Here is a 22,688-nt window from a genome sequence, read left to right as displayed (position 1 = left end):
CGGTGAAAATGACCCTGCGTCCGGTGGAGGCCGGCCCCTGCAGGGCGTTGGACGGCTCCACGCGATAACGCGACGTCGTCCCTCCTCGCGAAGGTAACGGCATCGCTCCCATGAAACCGGATTGCGGCTCGTTAACGGGTTGCCGGTCGCGAGTCAAGCGTTCGCAACCAAGAAACATGCCAAGGCGGGCGAGGCCGCCGAAGCACCGCGCGGCCAAGGCGGCGGCCGTCCCCGCCGGGGGCCCGTCACTCCGGGCGAGCGCAAGGGGGCGCCACCCGGAATGACGGGCCTTCTGCCATCGGTCCTTACTTCTTCACCAGGCTGCACTTGCTCTCCGAGAGCGGCGGGATGATCTCGGCGGCCGGGATCTTGCGGACGACCTTGAAATAGTCCCAGGGCGCCTTCGACTCGGCCGGGGACTTCACCTCGACCAGCAGCATGTCGTTCATCAGCCGGCCGTCCTCGCGGATCTTCGCGCCGGGCGCGTAGAAATCGTCGACCGGCGTCTCCCGCATCTTCGCCGCCACCGCCGGGCCGGCGGCCGTGCCCGCCGCCTTCACCGCCCTGAGATAATGCAGGACGGAGGAATAGACGCTGGCCTGGATCATGCCCGGCATCTTCTTGGTCCGGGCCATGTAGCGGTTGGCGAAGGCGCGGCTCGCCTTGTCGGCGTCGTGATAATAGGCGGTGGTGGTGATCAGCCCCTTGGCCTTGTCGAGGCCGAGACCGTGGACGTCGCTCAGCACCACGACCATCGCCGCGAGCTTCTGGCCGCCGTCGACCAGGCCGAACTCGCCCGCCTGCTTGATCGAGTTGATCGTGTCGGTGCCGGCATTGGCGAAGGCGACGATCTTCGCCTTGGAAGCCTGGGCCTGCAGCAGGAAGGAGGAGAAGTCGGGCGTCCCCAGCGGCGCGCGCACCGTGCCCAGCGTCTTGCCGCCATTGGCGGCGACGATCGCCTCGATATCGGCGGTGAGCTGGTGGCCGAAGGCGTAGTCCGCCGCGATGATGTACCAGCTATCGCCGCCCTCGCGCAGGGTCGACACCGCCGTGCCCTTGGCCGAGGTCGTGGTGTCGAAGGTCCACATGAAGCCGGTCGCGGTGCAGTCCTCGTTGAACAGGCGCGTCGTCGCCGGCCCGTTATAGAGCGCGATCTTCTGCTTCTCCTTGGCGATGCCGGCCACGCCCAGCGCCACCGCGGAGTTGGTGAGGTCCGCGATCGCGGTGACGCCGTCGACGTCGTACCAGCGCCGGGCCAGCCCGACGGCGATATCCGGCTTGTTCTGATGGTCGGCCGCGACGATCTCGATCGGCTTGCCGAGCACCGACCCCCCGAAATCCTCGATCGCCATCTTCGCGGCCTCGACCGAGCCGAGCCCGCCGAACTCGGCATAGTTGCCGGACTGGTCGTTGAGGATGCCGATCTTGACCGCGTCCTGCGCCCGCGCCGCCGCGGGCGCCAGCGCCAGCGTGCTCGCGACCAGCCACATACCCCATCTCGTCATGCGCCTGCTCCCTGTCCTGTCCCGGATCGGAAAGCCGTCCCGCTCCCGATCGACGGGGTTCACACCGCTTGCCACGGCTTGGGTCCAGCACAACCGCCGGGCCTTGGCCTGTCAACGCAGGCAAGCGCGGAGAAAGGGCAAAGGCAGCCGGGTAAAAACGCACAGCACAGACGAAAAAACCCGGGCTGGCACGACAGCCTGCCCGGGTTTCAATTCTGCGAGGGTCTTGCGTTCAGCCCTGGGCCGCGACCGAGAGCGCCGCCTCGATGGCGGCCGAGACCGCGTCGATCGGCTGCATGCCGTCGACGGCCGTGAGCTGGCCGCGCTTCTCGTAATAGGGCGCGACCACGGCGGTGTCGCGGTTATAGGCCTCGAGCCGGGTCTTGAAGACCTCCGGATCGTCATCCTTGCGCACCGGCTGCCCGGCCGCCCTCGCCTCCTCGGCGCGGCGGACGATGCGGTCCACCAGCTTCGACTGGTCGACCTTGAGCTCGAGCACGGCGTCGAGCTTCAGCCCCTTGCCTTCCAGCATGCGGTCGAGCGCCTCGGCCTGCGCCAGGGTGCGCGGAAAGCCGTCGAGGATGAAGCCCTTCTTCGCGTCCGGCTCCTCGATGCGGTCGGCGACGATGCCGATCACGATCTCGTCCGAGACCAGCCCGCCGGCATCCATCACCGCCTTGGCCTTCTGGCCGACCGGCGTGCCGGCCGCGACGGCGGCGCGCAGCATGTCGCCGGTCGAGAGTTGCGGAATGCCATGCTTCGCGACGATGCGCGCCGCCTGAGTGCCCTTGCCCGCCCCCGGCGGCCCCAGGAAAATCAACCGCATCTCAGCGCCTCGCTCCTCTCAACTTCGCCTTCTTCACCAGCCCCTCATACTGATGGGCCAGCAGGTGGCCGTGGACCTGGGCCACGGTATCCATCGTCGTCGTCACCACGATGAGCAGCGAGGTGCCGCCCAGAAGGATGATCGGGATCTGAGCATAGGTGATCATGAACTCGGGGATAAGGCACACGATCGTCAAATAACCTGCGCCCAGAACGGTGATGCGCGTCAGAATGCGGTCGATGTGCTCGGCGGTCCGCTCGCCCGGCCGGATGCCCGGCATGAAGCCGCCATGCTTCTTGAGGTTGTCCGCCGTCTCGACCGGGTTGAACACGATCGCGGTGTAGAAGAAGCAGAAGAAGATGATCAGCGCCGCATAGAGCACCATGAACAGCGGCCGGCCATGGGCGAGATAGGTCGCGATCGTCGACAGGAAGCCGGTGCCGCCCTGGGCCTGCGAGAAGCTGGCGATGGTGGTCGGCAGCAGCAGCAGCGAGGAGGCGAAGATCGGCGGGATGACGCCCGAGGTGTTGAGCTTCAGCGGCAGGAACGAGGTCTGCCCCTCATACATGCGGTTGCCGACCTGGCGCTTCGGATAGTTGATCAGCAGCCGGCGCTGGGCGCGCTCCATGAACACGCAGAAGGCGATGACGCAAATCGCCATCACCAGGATGCCGAGCAGCAGCCCGGTCGAGATCGCGCCCTGGCGTCCGAGCTCGAGGGTCTGGGCGAGCTGCGCCGGGAATTCGGCGATGATGCCCGAGAAGATGATCATCGAGGTGCCGTTGCCGATGCCGCGGCTGGTGATCTGCTCGCCGAGCCAGAGCAGGAACATCGTGCCGCCGACCAGCGTGATGGTGGTCGAGAGCAGGAAGAACGGCCCGGGCTCGAGCACGAGATTGCCCGAGCCTTGCAGGCCCACGCCGATCGCATAGGCCTGGAACACGGCCAGAACGAGGGTCAGGTAGCGGGTGTACTGGTTCAGGGTCTTGCGGCCCTGCTCGCCTTCCTTCTTCAGCGCCTCGAAGCTCGGCACCACGCTGGAGAGGAGCTGCACGATGATCGAGGCCGAGATGTAGGGCATGATCGCCAGCGCGAAGATCGCCAGGCGCCCGACCGCGCCGCCCGAGAACATGTTGAACATGCCGAGCATGCCGGACTGGGTCTGGCGGAACAGATCGGCCACCGCCTCGGGATTGATGCCCGGCAGCGGGATATAGGTGCCCAGCCGGTAGACGATCAGCGCCCCCAGCGTGAACCAGATGCGCTTCTTGAGTTCGTCCGCCTTGGCGAGCGCCCCGAAATTGAGGTTTGCCGCTAGCTGTTCAGCCGCCGATGCCATGCGTCCGGTCCTTAAGTCGATCGATTCCCAAGACAACCATGTCATCCCGGCCGAGGCGGAGCGAAGAGCCGGGATCCATGGCTGAGCCTGTCCGGAAAAGGTCCAGGCATGGATCCCGGGCCTGCCTGCGGTCGCCCGGGATGACCGCGCGAGCCCTGCGGGGCCGCGCGATCTTGAAGCACTCAAACAGTCGAACGGCGGCCTGGGCTGCTGGCCCGGCCGCCGTTCGCGAACTTCATGTAGGCGCTCGGATCACGCCTGTGAAGCGGCGGCCAGGATCTTGACCGAACCGCCGGCCTTCTCGATCGCGGCGACGGCCGACTTGGAGGCAGCCGTGACCTCGAAGGCGAGCTTGGTCTTGATCTCGCCATTGCCGAGGATCTTGACGCCGTCCTTGGCCTGGCGGGTGATGACGCCGGCGGCGACGAGCGCCTCGACGGTCACCGCGCCCTTGGCGTCGAGCTTGCCGGCCTCGACGGCCTGCTGGATGCGGCCGAGGTTGACCTCGTTCAGCTCGCGGCCGAACAGGTTGACGAAGCCGCGCTTGGGCAGGCGGCGATAGAGCGGCATCTGGCCGCCTTCGAAGCCCTTGATGGCGACGCCGGCGCGCGAGGTCTGACCCTTCACGCCGCGACCGCCGGTCTTGCCCTTGCCGGAGCCGATGCCGCGGCCGACGCGCATGCGCGACTTGGCCGCGCCTTCGTTGTCACGAATCTCGTTGAGTTTCATGGTGTCGCCCTCCTCACTTCGCGTCGACGACGCGCACGAGGTGCTTGACCTTCTCGACCATGCCACGCACCGCGGGGGTGTCCTGGAGGGTCGAGCGGCGGCGGATCTTGTTCAGGCCGAGACCGATCAGGGTCTGGCGCTGGGTGGCGTCGCGGCGGATCGGGGAGCCGATCTGCTCGACGGTGACGGTCTTCTCAGCCTTTGCCATCGAAGCCTCCTCACGCTTCCGCGGCCGCATCCGCGCCGGCGTCGCGGCGGCGGGTCTGCAGGGCCGAAACCTTGAGCGAGCGACGGGCCGCGACCGAGCGCGGGCTGTCCTCGTTCTTCAGCGCGTCGAAAGTGGCGCGCACGAGGTTGTACGGGTTGGAGGAGCCGAGCGACTTCGACACGACGTCCTGCATGCCGACCGCCTCGAAGACGGCGCGCATCGGGCCGCCGGCGATGATGCCGGTACCGGCAGGCGCCGCGCGCAGCACGACCTTGCCGGCGCCGTGGCGGCCGTGCACGTCGTGATGGAGGGTGCGGCCCTCGCGCAGCGGGATGCGGACGAGGCCGCGCTTGGCGGCTTCCGTCGCCTTGCGGATCGCCTCGGGAACTTCGCGGGCCTTGCCGTGGCCGAAGCCGACGCGGCCCTTCTGGTCGCCGACGACGACGAGCGCGGCGAAGCCGAAGCGACGGCCGCCCTTCACCACCTTGGCGACGCGGTTGATGTGGACGAGCTTGTCCACGAATTCGGAATCGCGCTCTTCGCTATCCCGACGCTCACGCGGCTCTCTAGCCATGTGTCATGTCCTCTTACTTGCGCGGCACGTGCCGCTCGCTCGAGCGCTCCCCAAGGAGCGGTGAATGGCGAGTGGCGAGTGGCGAGTGGCGAATAGTTTTCGGAGCTATTCGCCACTCGCTATTTCGCCATTCGCCGCATCAGAAGCTGAGGCCGCCCTCGCGGGCCGCCTCGGCCAGGGCCTTGACGCGGCCGTGATAGCGGTAGGCGCCGCGATCGAAGACCACCTCCGTCACGCCGGCCTTGGCGGCGCGCTCGGCGAGGATCTTGCCGATCTGGCCGGCCGCCTCGACATTCGCGCCGGACTTGATGTCCTTGCGCAGATCCTTGTCCAGCGACGAGGCGGAAGCGAGGGTGACCCCCTTCGCGTCGTCGATGACCTGGGCGTAGATCTGCTTGCCGGTGCGGTGCACCGAAAGGCGCGGACGGCCGTTGGCGACGGCCTTGATCGCGCGGCGGACGCGAGCCTTGCGGCGCGCAGTCGCATCGTTCTGCTTGCTCATGGCTGGCGTCCTTACTTCTTCTTGCCTTCCTTGCGGAAGATGAATTCGCCGGCGTATTTGACGCCCTTGCCCTTATAGGGCTCGGGGCCGCGATACTCGCGGATCTCGGCCGCGATCTGGCCGACGACCTGCTTGTCGATGCCGGCGACGACGATCTCCGTCGGCTTGGGCGTCGTGATCGAGATGCCGGCCGGGATGTCGTAGTCGATGTCGTGGCTATAGCCCAGCGACAGCTTCAGCGTCTTTCCGGCAACGGCGGCGCGATAGCCGACGCCGTTGATCTCGAGGCGCTTCTCGAAGCCGGCGGTGGTGCCGACCACGAGGTTGTTGATGCGGGCGCGCGAGGTGCCCCAGAGCGCGCGGGCGCGCTTGGTCTGGTAGCGCGGCTGAACGGCGATCTCGCCGTTCTCCATGGCGACCGAGACGTCCTCGGGCACTTCGAAGGAGAGCTCGCCCTTGGAGCCCTTGATCTTGACGAGCTGGCCGGTGACCGAGGCGGTGACGCCCGCGGGAACCGGAACCGGCTTCTTACCGATACGAGACATTGGATTTCTCCTGAAGATGAGCGGCGCCTGGCGGGTCAGAAGACCCGGCAGAGCACTTCGCCGCCCACGTTCTGCTCGCGGGCCACATGATCGGCCATCACGCCCTTCGGCGTCGAGACGATCGTCACGCCGAGGCCGTCGGCCACGCGCGGCATGGTCTCGACCGACGAATAGACGCGGCGGCCGGGCTTCGAGACACGGGAGATCGACCGGATGACCGGCTGGCCCTCGTGATACTTCAGCTCGATGTCGAACTCGGTCCGGCCGTTGCCGAACTCGGTCGTCGAGTAGCCGCGGATGTAGCCCTCGGCCTGGAGCACGTCGAGGACGCGGGCGCGCAGCTTCGAGCCGGGGGTGGACACGCGGGACTTGCGGCGCATCTGCGCGTTGCGGATGCGGGTCAGCAGATCGCCGAGCGGATCAATGACTGCCATTGTTCCTGTCCTCCTTACCAGCTCGACTTCACGAGGCCGGGAACCAGCCCCTTGTTGCCGAGCTCACGCAGCGCGACACGCGACATCTTCAGCTTGCGGTAGAACGCACGCGGACGGCCGGTCACCTCGCAGCGGTTGCGGATGCGGTTCTTGGCCGAGTTGCGCGGCAGTTCGGCCAGCTTCAGGCGGGCGAGGAAGCGCTCGTCCATCGGCTGGTTTTCGTCATTGGCGATTGCGAGCAGACGGGCCCGGCGGCCGGCGAACTTCTTCACCAGCTTCCTGCGGCGCTCGTTGTTCTCGACGGAGCTTTTCTTAGCCATCGATCTCTCCTGGTTTCCGCGTTTGAACGGTCAGTTCACTGCCGGAACGGGAAGTTGAAGTGCTTGAGCAGAGCGCGCGCCTCGTCGTCCGACTTCGCAGTCGTGCAGACGATCACGTCCATGCCCAGGACCTGGTCGACCTTGTCATAGTTGATCTCGGGGAACACGATGTGCTCCTTGATCCCGAGCGCGAAATTGCCGCGCCCGTCGAACGACTTCGGGTTCAGGCCCCGGAAGTCGCGCACCCGCGGAAGCGCGATGGTGACGAGCCGGTCGACGAACTCGTACATCCGCGTCTTGCGCAGCGTGACCTTGCAGCCCACCGGCATGTTCTCGCGCAGCTTGAAGCCGGCGATGGCCAGGCGGGACTTGGTGATGACCGGCTTCTGGCCGGCGATCAGGGCGAGATCGCCCGCGGCGTTGTCGACCTTCTTGCGGTCGGCCGTGCCTTCGCCAACGCCCATGTTGATGACGATCTTCTCGATCGTCGGCACTTCCATGGCGTTCTTGTAGCCGAATTCCTTGATCATCGCGGGACGGACGACGTCCTCGTAATGCTTCTTCATCCGCGGCGTGAGCGCCGCCTGCTGAGCCTCAGCCATCGATCAGATCCCCCGAACGCTTGGCGAAACGAACCTTGCGGCCGTCATCGAGCACCTTGAAACCGACGCGGGTCGCCTTGCCGTCCTTCGGATCGGCGACGGCGATGTTCGACAGGTCGATCGTCGCTTCCTTGCTGATGATGCCGCCCTCGGACTGCGGGGACTGCTTGGTGTGGCGCTTCACCAGGTTGACGCCGCGCACGACGGCGCGGCCGTCCTTCGGCAGGACCTGGAGGACTTCGCCCGACTTGCCCTTGTCGCGGCCGGCGAGCACGACGACCTTGTCGCCCTTCTTGATCTTCGCAGCCATCACAGCACCTCCGGCGCCAGCGAGATGATCTTCATGTGGTTCTTGGCGCGCAGCTCGCGCGGAACCGGTCCGAAGATACGGGTGCCGACCGGCTCCTTCTGGTTGTTGATCAGCACGGCCGCATTGCGGTCGAAGCGGATCACCGAACCGTCGGGGCGCTTGACGTCCTTGGCGGTGCGCACGACGACCGCCTTCATGACGTCGCCCTTCTTCACGCGGCCGCGCGGGATGGCTTCCTTGATCGAAACGACGATGATGTCGCCGACACCGGCGTATTTGCGCTTCGACCCGCCGAGAACCTTGATGCACATCACACGACGCGCGCCGGAGTTGTCGGCGACGTCGAGATTCGTCTGCACCTGGATCATGGCCTTGATCCTTCCAAATGGTATCAGGCGGTTTCCCGGGCGGCCTCAGCGCTGGCCGGGACTACGACTGACGGGGGTCGATCGCCCCCTGGCCTCAAACAAAACATGATCCGCAAAAGTGGTTTCCACCTTTGCGGAGAAACATGTCCGGCTTCTTTCCTGCCCCGCCCTGCCCCTGATTCGGGGCCGGGCGAAGCCGTCCTCGACTCACGCCTTGGGGGCGTCGTCGAGCACAACCCAGCTTTTCAGCTTGGAAATCGGCTTGGACTCCTCGATCCACACCGTGTCGCCGACCTTGAACGCACCCGCCTCGTCATGGGCGTGATAGTTCTTCGTGCGGCGCACCGTCTTCTTGAGGAGCGGGTGCGTATAACGCCGCTCGACCTTCACGACAACAGTTTTGTTCTGCTTGTCGCTGACGACGACGCCCTGCAGTACGCGCTTAGGCATATTCTTCTCCTCACGCGCTCGCGGCAACGGTCTTCGACCGCTGCAGCGTCTTGATGCGGGCGATGTCCTTGCGCACCTCGGTGACGCGCGCGGTGTTCTCGAGCTGCCCGGTCGCCTTCTGGAAGCGCAGGTTGAACTGCTCCTTCTTCAGCTTGAGCAGCTCGTCCTGGAGCTGGTCCGTGCTCATCGCGGTGAGGTCGGACAGACGCTTGGTGGTTTTCATCTCGCCCTCCCTTACTCGGCGATGCGCTGGATGAAGCGGGTCTTGATCGGCAGCTTGGCGGCGCCGAGGCGGAGCGCCTCGCGGGCGATCTCCTCGGACACGCCGTCGAGCTCGAACATGATCCGCCCCGGCTTGACCTTGGCCGCCCAGAACTCGGGCGAGCCCTTGCCCTTGCCCATGCGGACTTCGGTCGGCTTGGCCGAGACCGGCACGTCCGGGAAGACGCGGATCCAGACGCGGCCGACGCGCTTCATCGCGCGGGTGATGGCGCGGCGGGCCGCCTCGATCTGCCGGGCGGTGATGCGCTCGGGCTCCTGGGCCTTCAGGCCGAACTGGCCGAAGTTGAGGTCCGTGCCGCCCTTGGCGACGCCGTGGATGCGCCCCTTGAACTGCTTGCGGAACTTGGTGCGTTTTGGTTGCAGCATGGCTCTTCTCGATCAGCCTTACGCAGCCTGCTCGCGACGATCGCGATCGCGGTGATCGCGGTCGCGGCCGCCGGAACGGCCGCCCTCGTCGGAGAGGCGCTTGTCCTGGGCCATCGGGTCGTGTTCCAGGATCTCGCCCTTGAAGATCCAGACCTTGATGCCGCACGTCCCGTAGGTCGTGAAGGCGGTCGCCACGCCGTAGTCGACGTTGGCGCGCAGCGTGTGCAGCGGCACACGACCCTCGCGATACCATTCGAGACGGGCGATCTCGGCGCCGCCGAGGCGGCCCGAGCAGTTGATGCGGATGCCCTCGGCGCCGAGACGCATCGCCGACTGCACGGCGCGCTTCATGGCGCGACGGAAGGCGACGCGGCGCTCGAGCTGCTGGGCGATCGAGTCGGCGACAAGCGTCGCGTCGATCTCCGGCTTACGCACCTCGACGATGTTGATCGTCACGTTGGCCTTGGTGAGCTTGGTGACCTCCTTGCGGAGCTTCTCGATGTCGGCACCCTTCTTGCCGATCACCACGCCCGGACGAGCCGAGTAGATGGTGACGCGGCACTTCTTATGCGGACGCTCGATGATGATCTTCGAGACGGCGGCCTGCTTCAGCAGCTTCATCAGGGCGGCGCGGATCGCCATGTCCTCATGCAGCAGCTTGCCGTACTCGCCCTTGTTGGCGAACCAACGCGAGTCCCAGGTCCGGTTGATGCCGAGGCGCAGGCCGATCGGATTGATTTTCTGACCCATCGTTCTCTCCTCAGGCCTGCGCGGCAGCCTGCTCGCGCACCACGATCGTGATGTTCGAGAACGGCTTCATGATACGGGCGCCACGGCCGCGGGCCCGGGCATGGAAGCGCTTCATGACGAGCGCCTTGCCGACGAAGGCCTGCGACACGACGAGGTCGTCGACGTCGAGATCGTGGTTGTTCTCGGCGTTGGCGATCGCGCTCTGCAGGCACTTGCGGACGTCGATCGCGATGCGCTTGCGGGAGAACTCGAGATCGGCGAGCGCCGTCGCGACCTTCTTGCCGCGGATGAGCTGAGCGACGAGGTTCAGCTTCTGCGGCGAGACGCGCAGGTTGCGGGCGACCGCAACCGCTTCGTTCTCAGGCAGCGCACGGGGGGCGGATGCTTTACCCATGGCTTACTTCCTCTTCGCCTTCTTGTCGGCGGCGTGGCCGTGGAAGGTGCGCGTCGGCGAGAACTCGCCGAACTTGTGGCCCACCATCTCCTCGGACACGGACACCGGCACATGCTTCTGGCCGTTGTAGACGCCGAACGTCAGACCGACGAACTGCGGCAGGATCGTGGAGCGGCGGCTCCAGATCTTGATGACTTCATTGCGGCCCGAGGTCCTGGCGACCTCGGCCTTCTTCAGGAGGTATCCGTCGACGAACGGACCTTTCCAAAGCGAACGCGCCATGACGGACCTCAGTTCTTCTTCTTGCGGGCGTGACGGCTCGACACGATGAACGTATCGGTCCGCTTGTTCGAGCGGGTCTTCTTGCCCTTGGTCGGCAGACCCCACGGCGTGACCGGATGACGGCCGCCGGAGGTGCGGCCTTCACCACCGCCATGCGGATGGTCGACCGGGTTCATCGAGACGCCGCGGTTATGCGGACGGCGGCCGAGCCAGCGCGAGCGACCGGCCTTGCCGTCGTTCCGGTTCATGTGATCCGGGTTCGAGACGGCGCCGACCGTGGCGTAGCACAGGCCCGAGATCAGGCGCTGCTCGCCCGAGTTCAGGCGGACGATGACGTAGCCCTGGTCGCGGCCGACGATCTGGGCGTAGTTGCCCGCGGACCGCGCCAGCGCGCCGCCCTTGCCGATCTTGAGCTCCAGGTTGTGGACGATCGTGCCGATCGGCAGCGAGCCCATCGGGGCCGCGTTGCCGGGCTTCACGTCGACATTGTCGCCCGCGATCACGCTGTCGCCGACAGCCAGGCGCTGCGGCGCCAGGATGTAGGACTGCTCGCCGTCCTGATAGGTGATCAGGGCGATGAAGGCGGAGCGGTTCGGATCGTACTCGATCCGCTCGACGGTCGCCGGGACGCCCGCCTTGCCGCGACGCTTGAAGTCGATCAGGCGCAGCGTGCGCTTGTGGCCACCGCCGCGGAAGCGGACGGTGATGCGGCCCAGGTTGTTGCGGCCGCCCGAGGAGCTCTTGCCCTCGGTCAGAGCCTTGACCGGCTTGCCCTTGTAGAGCTCGCTGCGGTCGACGATCACGAGCTGGCGAAGGCTCGGCGTGATCGGCTTGAAATGCTTCAAAGCCATTGTGCTTCCCTCACAGGCCCGTGGTCACGTCGATCGAATGGCCCTCTTCGAGGGTCACGACCGCTTTCTTGACGTCCGAGCGCTGGCCGAGCCGGCCCCGGAAGACCTTGACCTTGCCTTCGGTGACGAGCGTGTTGACGCTCTTCACCTTGACGTCGAACAGCTTCTCGACCGCCGCCTTGATCTGCGGCTTGGTCGCGGTCTTGGCAACCTTGAACACGACCTTGTTGTGCTCGGAGAGCATGGTCGCCTTCTCGGTGATGACCGGCGCCACGATCACATCGTAGTGGCGCGGGTCCAGATTCTTCGCGGTCTGGCTCATTTGAAGCGCGCCTCCAGCGCATCGACAGCCGCGCGCGTCAGGACGAGCTTGTCGCGACGCAGGATGTCATAGACGTTGATGCCCTGAACCGGCAGCACGTCGACATTCGGGATCGAACGGGCGGCCAGGCCGAAATTCGCATCGATCTCGGCGCCGCCGACGATCAGCGCGCTCGACAGGTCGAGCTTGCCGAAATGGCCGAGCAGCACCTTGGTCTTCGGCTCGGCGAGCTTGGCGTCGTCGATCACGATGATGCCGGCGTCCTTGGCCTTGGCCGAGAGCGCGTGGCGCAGCGCCAGGGCGCGGACCTTCTTGGGCAGCTCATGGGCATGGTCGCGCACGACCGGGCCGAAAGCCTTGCCGCCGCCGCGGAACTGCGGAGCCGAAGCCGCGCCGTGGCGAGCGCCGCCGGTGCCCTTCTGCTTGTAGATCTTCTTGCGGGTGCGGTCGACTTCCGAGCGGCCCTTGGACTTGTGGGTCCCGGCGCGGCGCTTGGCGAGCTGGTAGCGCACCATGCGGGCGAGCAGGTCGGCGCGCGGCTCGAGGCCGAACACGGTCTCCGACAGCTCGACCGAACCGGCCGACTTGCCCTCGAGAGTGGTGATATCGAGTTTCATCACGCGTTCTCCTCAGCCTGGGCCGCAGGAGCCTCTGCCTTTGCCTCGCCGGCAACCTTGAACTTGCCCGGCAGCGGCGCGTCCTTCGGCAGGGCGCGCTTGACGGCGTCACGGACATGGATCCAGCCGCCGGCGACGCCGGGAACGGCGCCCTCGACGAGGATCAGGCCGCGCTCGGCATCCGTCTGGACGACGCGCAGGTTCTGCGTGGTCACGCGCTCCGCACCGAGATGGCCCGGCATCTTCTTGTTCTTGAAGGTCTTGCCCGGATCCTGACGGCCGCCGGTCGAACCGATCGAACGATGCGAGATCGACACGCCGTGCGTGGCGCGCAGGCCGCCGAAGTTCCAGCGCTTCATGCCGCCGGCGAAGCCCTTGCCGGTGGTGACGCCGGAGACGTCGACGAACTGGCCGACGACGAAGTGGTCCGCGGTCAGCTCGGCGCCGACGGGGATCAGCGCGTCGTCGGAGACGCGGAACTCGACCATCTTGCGCTTCGGCTCGACCTTGGCGACCGCGAAATGACCGCGCTCCGCCTTCGAGACGTTCTTCACCTTCGCCGTGCCGGAGCCCAGCTGCACGGCCAGATAGCCGTTCTTCTCCTTCGTGCGATGCGCGACGACCTGGCAGTTGTCGAGCTTCAGCACGGTGACCGGAATGTGCTCGCCGGCATCCGTGAAGATGCGGGTCATCCCGACTTTCTGTGCAATCACACCGGAACGCATCGGTGCATACCTTCCCTTGGGGTCATGTCCATCCGGGGTCGCCGGAAACAGAGGACCCGTTAAATCGGATCCGAAGACGGTCTGACGAAGCGGAGGCCGGTTCGTCGTTCACACCATCTCCGACTTAGAGCTTGATCTCGACGTCGACGCCGGCGGCGAGATCGAGCTTCATGAGGGCGTCGACCGTCTGGGGGGTCGGGTCGACGATGTCGAGAACCCGCTTGTGGGTCCGCATCTCGAACTGCTCGCGCGACTTCTTGTCGATATGGGGCGAGCGGTTGACCGTGAACTTCTCGATGAGCGTCGGCAGCGGGATCGGGCCGCGGACCTGGGCACCCGTCCGCTTCGCGGTCGACACGATCTCGCGGGTCGACGCGTCGAGGACACGGTGATCGAACGCCTTGAGGCGGATCCGAATGTTCTGACCGTTCATGGTCTTTGTTCTCCGTGACGTGAAGAGGCGAAGGCCCCGAAGGGCCCTCGCCCCTCACGAAAACGCGTTACGCGATGATCGAAGCGACGACGCCGGCGCCAACGGTGCGTCCGCCTTCGCGGATGGCGAAGCGCAGCTTCTCCTCCATCGCGATCGGGGCGATCAGCGTCACCTCCATCGAGATGTTGTCGCCCGGCATCACCATCTCCGTGCCTTCCGGCAGCGTCACCACGCCGGTCACATCCGTCGTGCGGAAGTAGAACTGCGGGCGGTAGTTGGTGAAGAACGGCGTGTGGCGACCGCCCTCTTCCTTGGTCAGGATATAGGCCTCGGCCGTGAACTTGGTATGCGGCTTCACCGAGCCCGGCTTGCACAGCACCTGGCCGCGCTCGACGTCCTCGCGCTTCGTGCCGCGCAGCAGCGCCCCGATGTTGTCGCCCGCCTGGCCCTGGTCCAGCAGCTTGCGGAACATCTCGACGCCCGTCACCGTCGTCTTCACCGTGTCCTTCAGCCCGACGATCTCGATTTCCTCGCCGACCTTCACGATCCCGCGCTCGACGCGGCCCGTCACCACCGTGCCGCGCCCCGAGATCGAGAACACGTCCTCGACCGGCATCAGGAACGGCTGGTCCACCGGACGCTCCGGCTGCGGGATGTACTCGTCGACCGTCTTCATCAGCGCGATCACCGCGTCGTGCCCGATCTCCGGCGTCACGCCGTCCAGCGCGGCCTTCGCCGAGCCCTTGGTGATCGGGATGTCGTCGCCGGGGAAGTCGTATTTCGACAGAAGCTCGCGGATCTCCATCTCGACCAGCTCGAGCAGCTCCGCGTCGTCGACCAGGTCGACCTTGTTCATGAACACCACCAGCGCCGGAACGCCGACCTGCCGCGCCAGCAGGATGTGCTCGCGCGTCTGCGGCATCGGGCCGTCAGCCGCCGAAACAACCAGGATCGCCCCGTCCATCTGCGCCGCGCCCGTGATCATGTTCTTCACATAGTCGGCGTGCCCGGGGCAGTCGACATGCGCATAGTGACGGTTCGGCGTCTCGTACTCGACATGCGACGTCGAGATCGTGATCCCGCGCGCCTTCTCCTCAGGAGCCTTGTCGATCTGGTCATACGCCGTGAACGACGCCCCGCCAGCCTCCGCCAGAACCTTCGTGATCGCAGCCGTCAAAGACGTCTTGCCATGGTCAACGTGACCAATCGTTCCAATGTTGCAGTGCGGCTTCGTCCGCGAAAACTTCTCTTTGGCCATCGTAGCCTCCGTCCAATCTCTCAGTGTTCAGTCGAAGGTTCCGGTCAGGCGTACTTGGCCTGGACCTCGGCGGCGACCGCCGACGGAACCTGCTCATAGTGGTCGAACTGCATCGTGTAGTTCGCGCGGCCTTGGCTGAACGAGCGAAGCTGGTTCACATAGCCGAACATGTTCGCCAGCGGGACCATCGCGTTGATCACGACGGCGTTGCCGCGCATGTCCTGGCCCTGGATCTGGCCGCGACGCGAGTTCAGGTCGCCGATGACCGAGCCGGTATAGTCCTCCGGGGTCACGACCTCGACCTTCATGACCGGCTCCAGCAGCACCGAGCCGCCCTTCTGCAGCGCTTCGCGCAGAGCGGCGCGCGAGGCGATTTCGAAGGCAAGCGCCGAGGAGTCGACCTCGTGGAAGGCGCCGTCGATCAGCTCGACCTTGATGTCGACGACCGGGAAGCCGGCGAGCACGCCCGAGCCGATCACCGACTGCAGGCCCTTCTCGACGCCGGGGATGTACTCCTTCGGCACCGCGCCGCCGACGATCTTCGACTCGAACTCGAAGCCCTTGCCGGCCTCGTTCGGCATGACCACCAGCTTGACGCGGGCGAACTGGCCGGTGCCGCCGGTCTGCTTCTTGTGGGTGTAGTCGACCTCGGTCTTCTTGGTCATCGTCTCGCGATAGGCGACCTGCGGCGCGCCGATATTGGCGTCGACCTTGTAGGTGCGCTTCAGGATGTCGACCTTGATGTCGAGATGCAGCTCGCCCATGCCCTTCAGGATGGTCTGGCCGCTCTCCTGGTCGGTCGAGACGCGGAAGGACGGATCCTCGTTCGCGAGCTTCGACAGCGCGAGGCCGAGCTTCTCCTGGTCGGCCTTGGACTTCGGCTCGATCGCGATCGTGATCACCGGCTCGGGGAACTCCATGCGCTCCAGGATGACCGGCTGGGCCGTGTCGCAGAGCGTATCGCCGGTGCGGACGTCCTTGAGGCCGGCGAGCGCGACGATGTCGCCGGCGAAGGCCTCCTTGATGTCCTCGCGGTTGTTCGCATGCATCAGCAGCATGCGGCCGACACGCTCCTTCTTGTCGCGGGTCGAGTTGATGACGCTCTGGCCCGCCTCGACCTTGCCCGAATAGATGCGGCAGAAGGTGATGGTGCCGACGAAGGGGTCGTCCATGATCTTGAAGGCGAGCATGGAGAAGGGTTCGTCGTCGCTCGGCTTGCGCGTCGTCGGCTCTTCCGTCTTGAAGTCGATGCCTTCGACCGCGCCGCGATCAACCGGCGAGGGCAGGAAGTCGACGACGGCGTCGAGCAGCGGCTGCACGCCCTTGTTCTTGAAGGCCGAGCCGCACAGAACCGGGTGGAAGGCGCGGCGCTGGACCGCGGTGCGGATCAGCCGGCGCAGCGTGTCGACATCCGGCTCGGTGCCCTCAAGATAGGCCTCCATCGCGGCGTCGTCCATCTCGACGGCGGCCTCGACGAGCTTGTTGCGGTACTCGGCGGCCTTGTCGGCGAGATCGGCCGGGATGTCCTGCTCTTCATAGGACGCGCCCAGCGCCTCGCCGTTCCAGACGATCGCCTTCATCTTGATCAGGTCGACCACGCCGGCGAAATCGGACTCGGCCCCGATCGGGATCTGCAGGCAGACCGGCTTGCCGGCGACGCGGTCGATGATGTCCTGGACGCAGCGGAAGAAGTCGGCGCCGATCTTGTCCATCTTGTTGACGAAGACGACGCGCGGGACGTCGTACTTGTCGGCCTGGCGCCAGACGGTCTCGGTCTGGGGCTCGACGCCCTGGTTGCCGTCGAGCACGCAGACGGCGCCGTCGAGCACGCGCAGCGAACGCTCGACCTCGATGGTGAAGTCAACGTGGCCGGGGGTGTCGATGATGTTCAGGCGGTTGTCGCGCCAGAAGCAGGTCGTCGCCGCGGAGGTGATGGTGATGCCGCGCTCCTGCTCCTGCGCCATCCAGTCCATCGTGGCCGAGCCGTCATGGGTCTCGCCCAGGCGGTGGTTCTTGCCGGTGTAGAACAGGATGCGCTCGGTCGTCGTCGTCTTGCCCGCATCGATGTGGGCCATGATGCCGAAGTTGCGATAGCGCTCGATGGGATGGGAACGGGCCATTGTCGTGCTCTGTGTCTCGGGAAACCGTGCCGCTTACCAGCGGTAATGCGAGAAGGCGCGGTTGGCTTCCGCCATCCGGTGCGTGTCTTCGCGCTTCTTGACGGCGTTGCCGCGGTTGTTGGCGGCATCCATCAGCTCGGCCGACAGGCGCTCCACCATGGTCTTGTCGTTGCGGCCGCGCGCGGCGGCGATCAGCCAGCGGATCGCCAGCGCCTGGCGGCGCTCGGTGCGGACCTCGACGGGAACCTGATAGGTCGCGCCACCGACGCGGCGGGAGCGGACCTCGATCGCCGGAGCGACGTTCTCGAGCGCCGACTTGAAGACGCCGAGCGGCTCGCTCTTGGTCTTGGCCTCGATGATGTCGAAGGCACCGTAGACGATCCGCTCGGCGGTCGACTTCTTGCCTTCGTACATGACCGAGTTCATGAACTTGGTCACGACGATATCGCCGAACTTCGGGTCCGGGATAACTTCGCGCTTTTCGGCACTGTGGCGGCGGGACATCGTCTAGTCTCCGGTCAATCTGGAACGCTGCGGACCGGCCCGGGCCGGAAGGCCCCGCCGGTCTGGCAGAAAATTACTTCGGACGCTTGGCGCCGTACTTCGAACGGCGCTGCTTGCGGTTCTTGACGCCCTGCGTGTCGAGCACGCCGCGCAGGATGTGGTAGCGCACGCCGGGAAGGTCCTTGACGCGGCCGCCGCGGACCATCACCACAGAGTGCTCCTGAAGGTTGTGGCCCTCGCCCGGAATGTAGCCGATCACCTCGAAGCCGTTGGTCAGGCGAACCTTGGCAACCTTGCGGAGCGCCGAGTTCGGCTTCTTCGGGGTCGTCGTGTAGACGCGCGTGCAGACGCCGCGCTTCTGCGGGCACGACTCGAGCGCCGGAGCACTGTTGCGCACCTTCACGGGCGACCGCGGCTTGCGGATGAGCTGGCTGATTGTCGGCATTCTGGCCTCTCGCCCCACTGAGCGTTTGGAAATTCCTGGTCAATCTCCCAGGCCGCGCGAAGGCGTGGCATAAACGAAGCCGCGCCATCGGCGCCCTTTCAGGGGCCTCAGGCGCGTTCGCCAGCAGAGGAACACGGAAAATTTTCCGCATTCATGCATCCTGCCATGTCGTCGTTCGACGCTGGAATTCCGACGGAGTTTCGGTCGCGAACCTCGCTCGCGAACCATGCGCAAGCGACAAACGTGTCCGACAGCCGTCGACAGTGGCGCGCTTATGACTCAAGCGGAGATTCGCGTCAAGCCCGAAACCGCTGAAAACGGCGGGTTTTGCGGGGTTTCGGCCGGTTGCGCCGGCCCCTGCCCTTCCGCGAAAGAAAAAGGCCGCCCGGCGGGGGCGGCCTTTCCGATCGTTGCGCGCGCTGCGCCCCGCCTCACTCGGCGGCGGGCAGCACCGCGGCGGCTTCGGCCGCGGCCTTCGCCGCCGCATCCGCCTTCTGGCCGACGATGAGGTCGTCGCGGCGCGTCGCCACCTGCTTGATGCGGGCGACCTGGGCGCCGGTGCCGGCCGGGATGAGCGAGCCGACGATGACGTTCTCCTTGAGGCCCTCGAGCAGGTCCGACTTGCCGTTGACCGCCGCCTCGGTGAGGACGCGGGTGGTCTCCTGGAAGGACGCCGCCGAGATGAAGGAGCGGGTCTGCAGCGAGGCCTTGGTGATGCCGAGCAGGACCGGCACGCCGGAAGCCGGCTTCTTGCCCTCCTCGCGCATCTTCGCGTTGATCTCCTCGAGCTCGACGCGATCGACCTGGTCGCCGGTCAGGATGTCGGTGTCGCCGCCATCCGTGATCTCGACCTTCTGCAGCATCTGCCGGACGATGACCTCGATGTGCTTGTCGTTGATGCCGACGCCCTGGAGGCGGTAGACCTCCTGGATCTCGTTCACCAGATAAGCCGCCAGCTCCTCGACGCCCTTGATCGCCAGGATGTCGTGCGGGGCCGGGTTGCCGTCGAGGATGTAGTCGCCGACCTCCACCACGTCGCCGTCCTGGAGATGGATGTGCTTGCCCTTCGGGATCAGGTACTCGACCACGTCCGAACCATCGTGCGGCGTGAGCGTCACGCGGCGCTTGTTCTTGTAGTCCTTCCCGAAGCCGATGACGCCGGCCTTCTCGGCGATGATCGCCGCATCCTTCGGACGACGCGCCTCGAACAGCTCCGCGACGCGCGGCAGACCGCCGGTGATGTCGCGGGTCTTGGCCGAGTCGGTCGAGACGCGGGCGAGCACGTCGCCGGCCTTCACGGTCGAGCCCGGCTCGACCGAGATGATGCCGTCGACCGGCAGGATGTAGCGGGCGTCGCCGCCGCGGGCGAGCTTCGCCACCTTGCCGTCCGCGCCCATGATCGTGATCGCCGGCTTGAGGTCGGCCGTACGGGCCGAGCCGCGCCAGTCGATGACGACGCGCTTGGAGATGCCGGTCGCCTCGTCGGTCGTCTCGGTCATCGACATGCCGTCCACGAGGTCCTCGTAGCCGACCTTGCCGTCGACCTCCGCCAGGATCGGGCGGGAATAGGGATCCCACTCGATCAGGCGCTGGCCGCGCTTGACCTTGTCGCCCTCGTCGACGCGCAGCTTCGAGCCGAACTGGACGCGATGGACCGCGCGCTCGGCGCCGTCCGGCCCGACGATCACGATGGCGATGTTGCGCGCCATGGCGATCAGGTCGCCGTCCGAGTTCCGCGCGACGTTGCGGTTGCGCATCTTGACCGTGCCTTCGAAGTTCGACTCGACGAAGGACTGGTCGGCGATGGTGGCCGCGCCGCCGATGTGGAAGGTGCGCATGGTGAGCTGCGTGCCCGGCTCGCCGATCGACTGCGCCGCGATGACGCCGACGGCCTCGCCCATATTGACGGGCGTGCCGCGGGCGAGGTCGCGCCCGTAGCAGGTGGCGCAGACGCCGTTCCTGGTCTCGCAGGTGAGAACCGAGCGGATCTTCACCTCCTGGACGCCGGCGGCGTTGATCTTCTCGATATGGCTCTCCTCGATCATCGTGCCCTTCGCCACCAGGACGTTGCCGTCGATGTCGGTGACGTCCTCGGCCGCCGAGCGGCCCAGGATGCGCACGCCGAGCGAGGCCACGACCTGGCCGGCATCGACGATGGCGCGCATCTTGATGCCGTTGTCCGAGCCGCAATCCGTCTCGGAGATGATCGCGTCCTGCGCCACGTCGACGAGGCGGCGGGTGAGATAGCCGGAGTTGGCCGTCTTCAGCGCCGTGTCGGCGAGGCCCTTGCGGGCGCCGTGGGTCGAGTTGAAGTACTCGAGAACGTCGAGGCCTTCCTTGAAGTTCGAGATGATGGGCGATTCAATGATCTCGCCCGAGGGCTTGGCCATGAGCCCGCGCATGGCGGCGAGCTGGCGCATCTGCGCCGGCGAACCGCGCGCCCCGGAGTGCGACATCATGTAGATCGAGTTGATCTGCTTGTCGCGGCCGGTCTCGTCCTTCTGGACGGTCGAGATGCGGGCCATCATCTCCTGGGCGAGCTTGTCGGAGCACTTCGCCCAGGCGTCGACGACCTTGTTGTACTTCTCGCCCTGGGTGATCAGGCCGTCCTGGTACTGCTGCTCGTAATCCTTGGCGAGCGCGCGGGTGGTGTCGACGATCTGCCACTTGTTCTCCGGCACGACCATGTCGTCCTTGCCGAAGGAGATGCCGGCCTTGAAGGCGTGCTTGAAGCCGAGCCCCATGACGCGGTCGCAGAAGATCACCGACTCCTTCTGACCGCAGCCGCGATAGACGGCGTCGATCATTCCGGAGATCTCCTTCTTGGTCATCAGCTTGTTGACGACGTCGAAGGACACCGCCGGATGCTCCGGCAGCGCGGTCGAGAGGATCACGCGGCCCGGCGTGGTGTCGTAGATCTTCGTATACGGCTTGCCGTCATGGCCGACGCCGGTCCAGCGGTATTTGATCTTCGAATGCAGCGTCACGACCTTCTCGTGCAGCGCGTATTCGAGCTCGCCGAAATCGCCGAAGATCTTGCCCTGGCCGGGCTCGCCGTCCGAGACGATCGAGAGGTAGTAGAGGCCGAGCACGATGTCCTGCGACGGCACGATGATCGGCTGGCCGTTCGCCGGGTGCAGGATGTTGTTGGTCGACATCATCAGCACGCGCGCCTCGAGCTGCGCTTCCAGCGACAGCGGGACGTGCACCGCCATCTGGTCGCCGTCGAAATCGGCGTTGAAGGCGGCGCAGACCAGCGGATGGAGCTGGATCGCCTTGCCCTCGATCAGCACGGGCTCGAACGCCTGGATGCCGAGGCGGTGCAGCGTCGGCGCGCGGTTCAGCATCACCGGATGCTCGCGGATGACCTCGTCCAGGATATCCCAGACCTCGGGCTTCTCCTTCTCGACCAGCTTCTTGGCCTGCTTGACCGTGGTCGAGTAGCCCTTGGCGTCGAGGCGCGCATAGATGAACGGCTTGAACAGCTCCAGCGCCATCTTCTTCGGCAGGCCGCACTGGTGCAGCTTCATCTCCGGGCCGACGACGATGACCGAGCGGCCGGAATAGTCGACGCGCTTGCCGAGCAGGTTCTGGCGGAAGCGGCCCTGCTTGCCCTTCAGCATGTCGGCGAGCGACTTCAGCGGGCGCTTGTTGGCGCCGGTGATGACGCGGCCGCGCCGGCCGTTGTCGAACAGCGCATCGACCGATTCCTGCAGCATCCGCTTCTCGTTGCGGATGATGATGTCCGGCGCGCGCAGCTCGATCAGCCGCTTCAGGCGGTTGTTGCGGTTGATGACGCGGCGATAGAGGTCGTTCAGGTCCGAGGTCGCGAAGCGGCCGCCGTCGAGCGGCACGAGCGGGCGCAGATCCGGCGGGATGACCGGGATCACGGTCATCACCATCCATTCCGGCTTGTTGCCCGACTGCTGGAAGGCCTCGATGATCTTGAGGCGCTTCATCAGCTTCTTCGGCTTCAGCTCCGACGTCGTCGTCGCGATCTCATGCTTGAGATCGGCCGCGATCTGGTCGAGGTCGAGCGCGCGCAGCATCTCGCGGATGGCTTCCGCGCCGATCATGGCGGTGAAGGTGTCCGCGCCGTACTCCTCCTGAGCCCGGACATACTCCTCCTCCGAGAGGAGCTGACGGTCCTTGAGCGGGGTCAGGCCCGGCTCGATGACGACATAGCTTTCGAAATAGAGGATGCGCTCCAGGTCCTTGAGCGGCATATCCATCAAGAGGCCGATGCGCGAGGGCAGCGACTTCAGGAACCAGATATGCGCGACCGGGGCGGCGAGCTCGATATGGCCCATGCGCTCGCGCCGGACGCGGGCGAGCGTGACCTCGACGCCGCACTTCTCGCAGATGACGCCCTTGAACTTCATGCGCTTGTACTTGCCGCACAGGCACTCGTAGTCCTTGATCGGCCCGAAGATGCGGGCGCAGAACAGGCCGTCACGCTCCGGCTTGAAGGTGCGGTAGTTGATGGTCTCCGGCTTTTTGATCTCGCCATAGGACCAGGACAGGATCTTCTCCGGGCTCGCGATCGAGATCTTGATCGCGTCGAAGGCCTGCTGGACCGGCTGCTGGCCGAAAAGGTTCATGACCTCTTGCTTCATCGCCTGTCTCC

At 66.0% G+C, this 22,688-nt stretch carries 29 protein-coding genes; all 29 read right to left on the bottom strand.

Annotated elements, in window-relative coordinates:
• Nucleotides 1-305: 305 nt before the first annotated feature.
• On the bottom strand, nucleotides 306-1,505 hold the full coding sequence (locus ACWH43_RS10255) for an ABC transporter substrate-binding protein (protein ID WP_158443392.1): 1,200 nt from the start codon (nucleotides 1,503-1,505) through the stop codon (nucleotides 306-308).
• Between the two features lie 232 nt (nucleotides 1,506-1,737).
• Nucleotides 1,738-2,331 carry an adenylate kinase gene (locus ACWH43_RS10250; RefSeq protein ID WP_158443393.1) on the bottom strand — a complete coding sequence of 198 codons (594 nt, stop codon included), beginning with the start codon at nucleotides 2,329-2,331 and terminating at the stop codon, nucleotides 1,738-1,740.
• 1 nt (nucleotide 2,332) lies between these two features.
• Nucleotides 2,333-3,670, bottom strand: a complete 1,338-nt coding sequence (secY, locus tag ACWH43_RS10245) for a preprotein translocase subunit SecY (protein ID WP_158443394.1) — start codon at nucleotides 3,668-3,670, stop codon at nucleotides 2,333-2,335.
• A gap of 252 nt (nucleotides 3,671-3,922) precedes the next feature.
• Nucleotides 3,923-4,399, bottom strand: a complete 477-nt coding sequence (rplO, locus tag ACWH43_RS10240) for a 50S ribosomal protein L15 (protein WP_158443395.1) — start codon at nucleotides 4,397-4,399, stop codon at nucleotides 3,923-3,925.
• Nucleotides 4,400-4,412: 13 nt separating this feature from the next.
• Nucleotides 4,413-4,607, bottom strand: coding sequence for a 50S ribosomal protein L30 (gene rpmD, locus ACWH43_RS10235; protein WP_158443396.1), 195 nt, complete (start codon nucleotides 4,605-4,607; stop codon nucleotides 4,413-4,415).
• Nucleotides 4,608-4,617: 10 nt separating this feature from the next.
• Complete coding sequence (gene rpsE / locus ACWH43_RS10230) at nucleotides 4,618-5,181, bottom strand: 30S ribosomal protein S5 (protein ID WP_158443397.1); 564 nt, start codon at nucleotides 5,179-5,181, stop codon at nucleotides 4,618-4,620.
• 139 nt (nucleotides 5,182-5,320) lie between these two features.
• Complete coding sequence (gene rplR / locus ACWH43_RS10225) at nucleotides 5,321-5,683, bottom strand: 50S ribosomal protein L18 (protein ID WP_158443398.1); 363 nt, start codon at nucleotides 5,681-5,683, stop codon at nucleotides 5,321-5,323.
• 11 nt (nucleotides 5,684-5,694) lie between these two features.
• Nucleotides 5,695-6,228, bottom strand: coding sequence for a 50S ribosomal protein L6 (gene rplF / locus ACWH43_RS10220; RefSeq protein WP_158443399.1), 534 nt, complete (start codon nucleotides 6,226-6,228; stop codon nucleotides 5,695-5,697).
• A 35-nt stretch (nucleotides 6,229-6,263) separates the two neighbouring features.
• Nucleotides 6,264-6,662, bottom strand: coding sequence for a 30S ribosomal protein S8 (rpsH, locus tag ACWH43_RS10215; RefSeq protein WP_158443400.1), 399 nt, complete (start codon nucleotides 6,660-6,662; stop codon nucleotides 6,264-6,266).
• A gap of 14 nt (nucleotides 6,663-6,676) precedes the next feature.
• Nucleotides 6,677-6,982, bottom strand: coding sequence for a 30S ribosomal protein S14 (gene rpsN, locus ACWH43_RS10210; RefSeq protein WP_158443401.1), 306 nt, complete (start codon nucleotides 6,980-6,982; stop codon nucleotides 6,677-6,679).
• Between the two features lie 35 nt (nucleotides 6,983-7,017).
• Nucleotides 7,018-7,584: a 50S ribosomal protein L5 gene (gene rplE / locus ACWH43_RS10205; RefSeq protein ID WP_158443402.1), complete on the bottom strand. Its 567-nt coding sequence runs from the start codon at nucleotides 7,582-7,584 to the stop codon at nucleotides 7,018-7,020.
• Nucleotides 7,577-7,894 carry a 50S ribosomal protein L24 gene (gene rplX / locus ACWH43_RS10200; protein ID WP_112581127.1) on the bottom strand — a complete coding sequence of 106 codons (318 nt, stop codon included), beginning with the start codon at nucleotides 7,892-7,894 and terminating at the stop codon, nucleotides 7,577-7,579. Before rplX ends, rplE begins: the two co-directional genes overlap by 8 nt.
• Nucleotides 7,894-8,262: a 50S ribosomal protein L14 gene (rplN, locus tag ACWH43_RS10195; protein WP_089175051.1), complete on the bottom strand. Its 369-nt coding sequence runs from the start codon at nucleotides 8,260-8,262 to the stop codon at nucleotides 7,894-7,896. Before rplN ends, rplX begins: the two co-directional genes overlap by 1 nt.
• Before the next feature lie 207 nt (nucleotides 8,263-8,469).
• Nucleotides 8,470-8,712 (bottom strand): 30S ribosomal protein S17, encoded by a 243-nt coding sequence (gene rpsQ, locus ACWH43_RS10190; RefSeq protein ID WP_055730186.1) that lies wholly within the window; start codon nucleotides 8,710-8,712, stop codon nucleotides 8,470-8,472.
• Between the two features lie 10 nt (nucleotides 8,713-8,722).
• A complete protein-coding gene (gene rpmC, locus ACWH43_RS10185) occupies nucleotides 8,723-8,935 on the bottom strand; it encodes a 50S ribosomal protein L29 (protein ID WP_158443403.1) in 213 nt (70 codons plus the stop codon).
• An 11-nt stretch (nucleotides 8,936-8,946) separates the two neighbouring features.
• Nucleotides 8,947-9,360: a 50S ribosomal protein L16 gene (rplP, locus tag ACWH43_RS10180; RefSeq protein ID WP_076439184.1), complete on the bottom strand. Its 414-nt coding sequence runs from the start codon at nucleotides 9,358-9,360 to the stop codon at nucleotides 8,947-8,949.
• 18 nt (nucleotides 9,361-9,378) lie between these two features.
• Nucleotides 9,379-10,110: a 30S ribosomal protein S3 gene (rpsC, locus tag ACWH43_RS10175; protein WP_448153453.1), complete on the bottom strand. Its 732-nt coding sequence runs from the start codon at nucleotides 10,108-10,110 to the stop codon at nucleotides 9,379-9,381.
• Between the two features lie 10 nt (nucleotides 10,111-10,120).
• Nucleotides 10,121-10,504 carry a 50S ribosomal protein L22 gene (gene rplV, locus ACWH43_RS10170; RefSeq protein WP_158443406.1) on the bottom strand — a complete coding sequence of 128 codons (384 nt, stop codon included), beginning with the start codon at nucleotides 10,502-10,504 and terminating at the stop codon, nucleotides 10,121-10,123.
• Between the two features lie 3 nt (nucleotides 10,505-10,507).
• Nucleotides 10,508-10,786, bottom strand: coding sequence for a 30S ribosomal protein S19 (rpsS, locus tag ACWH43_RS10165; protein ID WP_055730182.1), 279 nt, complete (start codon nucleotides 10,784-10,786; stop codon nucleotides 10,508-10,510).
• 8 nt (nucleotides 10,787-10,794) lie between these two features.
• On the bottom strand, nucleotides 10,795-11,637 hold the full coding sequence (gene rplB, locus ACWH43_RS10160; protein WP_158443407.1) for a 50S ribosomal protein L2: 843 nt from the start codon (nucleotides 11,635-11,637) through the stop codon (nucleotides 10,795-10,797).
• A gap of 10 nt (nucleotides 11,638-11,647) precedes the next feature.
• On the bottom strand, nucleotides 11,648-11,959 hold the full coding sequence (locus ACWH43_RS10155; RefSeq protein ID WP_158443408.1) for a 50S ribosomal protein L23: 312 nt from the start codon (nucleotides 11,957-11,959) through the stop codon (nucleotides 11,648-11,650).
• On the bottom strand, nucleotides 11,956-12,576 hold the full coding sequence (gene rplD / locus ACWH43_RS10150; protein WP_158443409.1) for a 50S ribosomal protein L4: 621 nt from the start codon (nucleotides 12,574-12,576) through the stop codon (nucleotides 11,956-11,958). The genes ACWH43_RS10155 and rplD overlap by 4 nt, the downstream gene beginning before the upstream one ends.
• Nucleotides 12,576-13,301, bottom strand: coding sequence for a 50S ribosomal protein L3 (gene rplC / locus ACWH43_RS10145; protein ID WP_158443410.1), 726 nt, complete (start codon nucleotides 13,299-13,301; stop codon nucleotides 12,576-12,578). Before rplC ends, rplD begins: the two co-directional genes overlap by 1 nt.
• Before the next feature lie 124 nt (nucleotides 13,302-13,425).
• A complete protein-coding gene (gene rpsJ, locus ACWH43_RS10140) occupies nucleotides 13,426-13,734 on the bottom strand; it encodes a 30S ribosomal protein S10 (RefSeq protein WP_038365384.1) in 309 nt (102 codons plus the stop codon).
• Nucleotides 13,735-13,801: 67 nt separating this feature from the next.
• Nucleotides 13,802-14,992 carry an elongation factor Tu gene (tuf, locus tag ACWH43_RS10135; RefSeq protein ID WP_158446298.1) on the bottom strand — a complete coding sequence of 397 codons (1,191 nt, stop codon included), beginning with the start codon at nucleotides 14,990-14,992 and terminating at the stop codon, nucleotides 13,802-13,804.
• A gap of 44 nt (nucleotides 14,993-15,036) precedes the next feature.
• Nucleotides 15,037-17,112, bottom strand: a complete 2,076-nt coding sequence (fusA, locus tag ACWH43_RS10130) for an elongation factor G (RefSeq protein ID WP_158445926.1) — start codon at nucleotides 17,110-17,112, stop codon at nucleotides 15,037-15,039.
• Between the two features lie 33 nt (nucleotides 17,113-17,145).
• Nucleotides 17,146-17,616, bottom strand: coding sequence for a 30S ribosomal protein S7 (gene rpsG, locus ACWH43_RS10125; RefSeq protein ID WP_089175040.1), 471 nt, complete (start codon nucleotides 17,614-17,616; stop codon nucleotides 17,146-17,148).
• Between the two features lie 73 nt (nucleotides 17,617-17,689).
• On the bottom strand, nucleotides 17,690-18,061 hold the full coding sequence (rpsL, locus tag ACWH43_RS10120; protein WP_158445925.1) for a 30S ribosomal protein S12: 372 nt from the start codon (nucleotides 18,059-18,061) through the stop codon (nucleotides 17,690-17,692).
• 431 nt (nucleotides 18,062-18,492) lie between these two features.
• Nucleotides 18,493-22,677: a DNA-directed RNA polymerase subunit beta' gene (gene rpoC, locus ACWH43_RS10115; RefSeq protein WP_158445924.1), complete on the bottom strand. Its 4,185-nt coding sequence runs from the start codon at nucleotides 22,675-22,677 to the stop codon at nucleotides 18,493-18,495.
• Between the last annotated feature and the right edge of the window lie 11 nt (nucleotides 22,678-22,688).

The sequence above is a fragment of the Allobosea minatitlanensis genome (assembly GCF_964020775.1).
This window is presented reverse-complemented; position numbering and strand designations above follow the sequence as displayed.

Coding starts and splice junctions, on each gene's coding strand:
- rpsC (WP_448153453.1), bottom strand. CDS start 10,110: ATGGGTCAGAAAATCAATCCGATCGGCCTGCGCCTCGGCATCAACCGG.
- rplV (WP_158443406.1), bottom strand. CDS start 10,504: ATGGGTAAAGCATCCGCCCCCCGTGCGCTGCCTGAGAACGAAGCGGTT.
- rplC (WP_158443410.1), bottom strand. CDS start 13,301: ATGCGTTCCGGTGTGATTGCACAGAAAGTCGGGATGACCCGCATCTTC.
- rpsG (WP_089175040.1), bottom strand. CDS start 17,616: ATGTCCCGCCGCCACAGTGCCGAAAAGCGCGAAGTTATCCCGGACCCG.
- rplE (WP_158443402.1), bottom strand. CDS start 7,584: ATGGCTGAGGCTCAGCAGGCGGCGCTCACGCCGCGGATGAAGAAGCAT.
- rplX (WP_112581127.1), bottom strand. CDS start 7,894: ATGGCTGCGAAGATCAAGAAGGGCGACAAGGTCGTCGTGCTCGCCGGC.
- rplO (WP_158443395.1), bottom strand. CDS start 4,399: ATGAAACTCAACGAGATTCGTGACAACGAAGGCGCGGCCAAGTCGCGC.
- rpoC (WP_158445924.1), bottom strand. CDS start 22,677: ATGAAGCAAGAGGTCATGAACCTTTTCGGCCAGCAGCCGGTCCAGCAG.
- rplD (WP_158443409.1), bottom strand. CDS start 12,576: ATGAAACTCGATATCACCACTCTCGAGGGCAAGTCGGCCGGTTCGGTC.
- ACWH43_RS10255 (WP_158443392.1), bottom strand. CDS start 1,505: ATGACGAGATGGGGTATGTGGCTGGTCGCGAGCACGCTGGCGCTGGCG.
- rpsN (WP_158443401.1), bottom strand. CDS start 6,982: ATGGCTAAGAAAAGCTCCGTCGAGAACAACGAGCGCCGCAGGAAGCTG.
- fusA (WP_158445926.1), bottom strand. CDS start 17,112: ATGGCCCGTTCCCATCCCATCGAGCGCTATCGCAACTTCGGCATCATG.
- rpsJ (WP_038365384.1), bottom strand. CDS start 13,734: ATGAACGGTCAGAACATTCGGATCCGCCTCAAGGCGTTCGATCACCGT.
- ACWH43_RS10155 (WP_158443408.1), bottom strand. CDS start 11,959: ATGAGCCAGACCGCGAAGAATCTGGACCCGCGCCACTACGATGTGATC.
- rplR (WP_158443398.1), bottom strand. CDS start 5,683: ATGAGCAAGCAGAACGATGCGACTGCGCGCCGCAAGGCTCGCGTCCGC.
- secY (WP_158443394.1), bottom strand. CDS start 3,670: ATGGCATCGGCGGCTGAACAGCTAGCGGCAAACCTCAATTTCGGGGCG.
- rpmC (WP_158443403.1), bottom strand. CDS start 8,935: ATGAAAACCACCAAGCGTCTGTCCGACCTCACCGCGATGAGCACGGAC.
- rplB (WP_158443407.1), bottom strand. CDS start 11,637: ATGGCTTTGAAGCATTTCAAGCCGATCACGCCGAGCCTTCGCCAGCTC.
- tuf (WP_158446298.1), bottom strand. CDS start 14,992: ATGGCCAAAGAGAAGTTTTCGCGGACGAAGCCGCACTGCAACATTGGA.
- rpsS (WP_055730182.1), bottom strand. CDS start 10,786: ATGGCGCGTTCGCTTTGGAAAGGTCCGTTCGTCGACGGATACCTCCTG.
- rplP (WP_076439184.1), bottom strand. CDS start 9,360: ATGCTGCAACCAAAACGCACCAAGTTCCGCAAGCAGTTCAAGGGGCGC.
- rplN (WP_089175051.1), bottom strand. CDS start 8,262: ATGATCCAGGTGCAGACGAATCTCGACGTCGCCGACAACTCCGGCGCG.
- rplF (WP_158443399.1), bottom strand. CDS start 6,228: ATGTCTCGTATCGGTAAGAAGCCGGTTCCGGTTCCCGCGGGCGTCACC.
- rpsE (WP_158443397.1), bottom strand. CDS start 5,181: ATGGCTAGAGAGCCGCGTGAGCGTCGGGATAGCGAAGAGCGCGATTCC.
- rpsL (WP_158445925.1), bottom strand. CDS start 18,061: ATGCCGACAATCAGCCAGCTCATCCGCAAGCCGCGGTCGCCCGTGAAG.
- rpmD (WP_158443396.1), bottom strand. CDS start 4,607: ATGGCAAAGGCTGAGAAGACCGTCACCGTCGAGCAGATCGGCTCCCCG.
- rpsH (WP_158443400.1), bottom strand. CDS start 6,662: ATGGCAGTCATTGATCCGCTCGGCGATCTGCTGACCCGCATCCGCAAC.
- rpsQ (WP_055730186.1), bottom strand. CDS start 8,712: ATGCCTAAGCGCGTACTGCAGGGCGTCGTCGTCAGCGACAAGCAGAAC.
- ACWH43_RS10250 (WP_158443393.1), bottom strand. CDS start 2,331: ATGCGGTTGATTTTCCTGGGGCCGCCGGGGGCGGGCAAGGGCACTCAG.